The sequence below is a fragment of the Deinococcus sp. genome (assembly GCF_018260555.1).
Taxonomy (GTDB): Bacteria; Deinococcota; Deinococci; order Deinococcales; family Deinococcaceae; genus Deinococcus.
In genome coordinates, this window is record NZ_JAGLBB010000126.1 from 1 (window position 1) to 3,059 (window position 3,059).

Here is a 3,059-nt window from a genome sequence, read left to right on the forward strand (position 1 = left end):
CGCTTGTCATGCATCGCGCCTCGCTTGAGGCTCAGAAAAGATACAGGTCCCCGGCCCATCTGTCAACACCCCCCGCCGCGCCCACCCTTCACTGACGAACCGAAATGCCCATAAATCGCGCCCTGAACGCAAAACAGCCACCCTGAGGCGGCTGTTACTCCAGGCTGTCTCACCTCATTACGACTGCCATCTGTTTCGGTGCTAACCGCGACGGTCACCGAATTGCCAGCCCCACGTCCGGGACCCGCCTTAATACCACTTGTATCTGCTCGACTTGAACGGTTTTGCAGACCAGCCAATGGGAGTCCGGATCACTCAGCGTTGCAACAGGACCGTCTCCTGCACCTTCAGGCCCTGTGCCAACGCGTCGCGGGCGTGACCGCGCGCGGCTTCGAGGTCATGATCGCGGTAGTTACCGCATTCCAGCTCGCTGACACCGGGAATGGGCCGGTCATGCGCCGCCGTGTCCTTCAGGGCTGCCTCGAAAGCATTGAGGACGCCCTGCTCATCGGGTTCACCGATGACTGCCATGTACATGCCCGTGCGGCAGCCCATCGGCGAGACATCCACCACGTCCTTCAGGTGGTCACGCAGGTAACCCGCCAGCAGATGCTCAAGTGTGTGAATGGCGGCCGGATCGATGGCCGCCTGATTGGGTTGCAACAGCCGCAGGTCGTACTTGCTGATCGAGTCGCCGCGCGGCGTGGTCTTCACGCCTGCCAGTCGCACGTAAGGGGCTTTGACCTTGGTGTGGTCGAGATCGAAGGATTCAACGTTCGCCATGCCCAGATTCTGCGCCGCAGCACGGCGGACAAACGTGAACACAGCCAGACACCTCCTGACTCCCCATGGCTCCTGACCACTTGTGTCTCGCCGCCCCTGTGCTCTACCGAGCTTGCGGGCTGCATGGACTCGCGGGCACTCCATATACTGCGCAGCGTGCCGACCCTGACCGACCGATTCCGCCGCGCGCCCGTGTGGCTGCCCCTCGTGCTGGCCGCGCTGCTGGTCGCCGCCGATCAGGCCCTGAAAGCCTGGGCGCTGGCCAACCTGCAAGAAGGCCAGCCACCGCGGGTGTTCATTCCCGGACTGATCGAGTGGCTCCTGACCTTCAATACCGGTGCCGCCTGGAGTCTGTTCAGTGGCAGCGCCGCCCCACTGGCCCTGGTTCGTCTGCTGGTTGGGCTGGGCATCCTGGGATACGTGACCTGGAAACCGCAGCCGCGTGCCCTGAGCATCATCCTGGCGATGATCTCGGCCGGGGCCATCGGGAACGCCATCGACGGTCTGCGGCAGGGCAAGGTGACGGACATGATTCACTCGCCGCTGCTCAGCAGCGTGACCCGCGCCCTGAACGCCGGGGACTTCCCGATCTTTAACGTGGCCGACAGCTGCGTGGTGCTGGGTACCCTGGCGCTACTGATCACCAGCTTCATGGGCGACCAGAAGTCGAAACGCACCGCCAAATGACCCCAGCAAGCAAAGCCAAGTAAGAACGACTCGCGCTGCGAGAGCGGATGAAGAACGCAACAGCGGTGCCCAGGGAATGCCCGGTGCGCCGCCTCCTACTTCCTTCTGATCTTCTGTGAATACGGGTTTTCAGGAGCGTGGTGCAGGGACGACTGGAGGCAACCTCAAAGAAGTCGCCCCCGTCCGGGGTGGACAGGGGCGGCCGGGTTGAACTGGTGCGCTCAGGCCACGGCCTTGCGGCACTTGTTGCACACGCGCAGGCGCAGGCTGACTCCGCCACGGGTGACCGTGAGGGGCTGCAGGTTAGGTTTCTGAACTCGCTTGCTCACGCCGGTGACCTTGCGGCCCACGCCGCCCGCAGCGCGGGCCTTACCACGGCGGATGACCGAGTTCACCACGATCGGTCCTTTACCGCACACTTCGCACACTTTCGCCATGATGACTCTCCTTCTTGAGCCTGATCCTTCGTAACTGACCGGGGGCTGTGACCCGTTCTGGGTTCCCTGCCACGCCGACCTGAATCAGACAAGCCGTCCAACTGTACCACAGGGCCAAGGCCCACGCAAAAGCCAGTTCACCAGTCACGCAGAGGAGATTGATGCGGATTCCGATTGATTCGCTGCACTTCTGAATCAACCTGAGCGGACGCCGCTAGGAACAGCATCCGCCCCTTCGCGGTATGGAGCCGCAGGCGGTGCTTCTCCGACTATGGCGCAGTGGAGCGCAATCCGGACCAGAACAGCACCGAGGCCGTGCAGATGAACGGAGACCGTACAGATGGGGCGGTGCAGGGCGCACCCCTGAGGAAACCGCGACGCCGTACAGCAGAAACCCGGACAGGTCTGGGAAGACCGTCCGGGCAGCGCGAGAAACCGCAGATTGAGGATGCGGTGATTAACGCAGGACGCGCAGGGCTTTGAGGATGGCGATCAGAACGACGCTGCCGACCACACCCCAGATGATGCTCCAGAAGTTAAAGCTGCTGCCGGCCACGTCGCCGCCGATGTTCAGCAGGTTGCCGAACACGAACTGCGCGAGGATGCTGCCGACGATACCGATCAGGATGTTAGCAATGGCGCCCTGCTGGGCGTCCGTCTTCATGATGAGGCTAGCGAGCCAACCGCACAGTGCACCGACCAGAATAGTAATGATCCAACCCATGATTTCTACCTCCTGTATGGAACTTGATTCGAGTGATATCAACGTGTGCTGCTCTCGTTGTGGTTGCAGCATGAAACCCATCAAACCCCCCAAATGTAGAGGGTCTTACTTTCTCAAGGGCGGGCGAAGGCGGGATGGATGTCCCGCCAATTCCCGCTAAGGCTGGACTTCAGAATCGCGCTCAGACCGCTCATTTCTGGCCTCATACGGACTGCGGCTGCATACCGCCCAATCCATATATTGTTCCGACTCGTATCGGCTCGGATTAGACCTCCTGCGAAAGTCCCCCGCTACCCTGCGTGAGTGAGCCACGACCGCCTGGAACGCCTCCGAAAACTGAACCGCAAGCGCTTCAAACGGCATACCGGGATCTACCCCGAAACCTTCGCCGAGATGGAAATCGTCCTGGACCAGCGAGAACGCTCCAA

General features: G+C 61.7%; 4 protein-coding genes. 1 reads left to right on the forward strand and 3 read right to left on the reverse strand.

What is annotated here, in order from left to right:
* Nucleotides 1–315: 315 nt before the first annotated feature.
* Nucleotides 316–783, reverse strand: coding sequence for an S-ribosylhomocysteine lyase (locus QZ271_RS14145; RefSeq protein ID WP_291432557.1), 468 nt, complete (start codon nucleotides 781–783; stop codon nucleotides 316–318).
* 123 nt (nucleotides 784–906) lie between these two features.
* Here QZ271_RS14145 and lspA point away from each other — a divergent pair, with 123 nt between their 5' ends.
* Complete coding sequence (gene lspA / locus QZ271_RS14150) at nucleotides 907–1,470, forward strand: signal peptidase II (protein ID WP_291432559.1); 564 nt, start codon at nucleotides 907–909, stop codon at nucleotides 1,468–1,470.
* Nucleotides 1,471–1,691: 221 nt separating this feature from the next.
* Here lspA and rpmB read toward each other — a convergent pair whose 3' ends face one another.
* The gene (gene rpmB, locus QZ271_RS14155; protein WP_189066767.1) at nucleotides 1,692–1,907 is read right to left on the reverse strand and encodes a 50S ribosomal protein L28; all 216 of its coding nucleotides are present in this window, start codon (nucleotides 1,905–1,907) and stop codon (nucleotides 1,692–1,694) included.
* 457 nt (nucleotides 1,908–2,364) lie between these two features.
* Nucleotides 2,365–2,631, reverse strand: coding sequence for a GlsB/YeaQ/YmgE family stress response membrane protein (locus QZ271_RS14160; RefSeq protein WP_291432563.1), 267 nt, complete (start codon nucleotides 2,629–2,631; stop codon nucleotides 2,365–2,367).
* Between the last annotated feature and the right edge of the window lie 428 nt (nucleotides 2,632–3,059).

What these genes read in the sequence shown, in the direction of transcription:
- lspA (WP_291432559.1), top strand. Translation starts at nt 907, where the DNA reads ATGGACTCGCGGGCACTCCATATACTGCGCAGCGTGCCGACCCTGACC.
- QZ271_RS14160 (WP_291432563.1), bottom strand. Translation starts at nt 2,631, where the DNA reads ATGGGTTGGATCATTACTATTCTGGTCGGTGCACTGTGCGGTTGGCTC.
- QZ271_RS14145 (WP_291432557.1), bottom strand. Translation starts at nt 783, where the DNA reads ATGGCGAACGTTGAATCCTTCGATCTCGACCACACCAAGGTCAAAGCC.
- rpmB (WP_189066767.1), bottom strand. Translation starts at nt 1,907, where the DNA reads ATGGCGAAAGTGTGCGAAGTGTGCGGTAAAGGACCGATCGTGGTGAAC.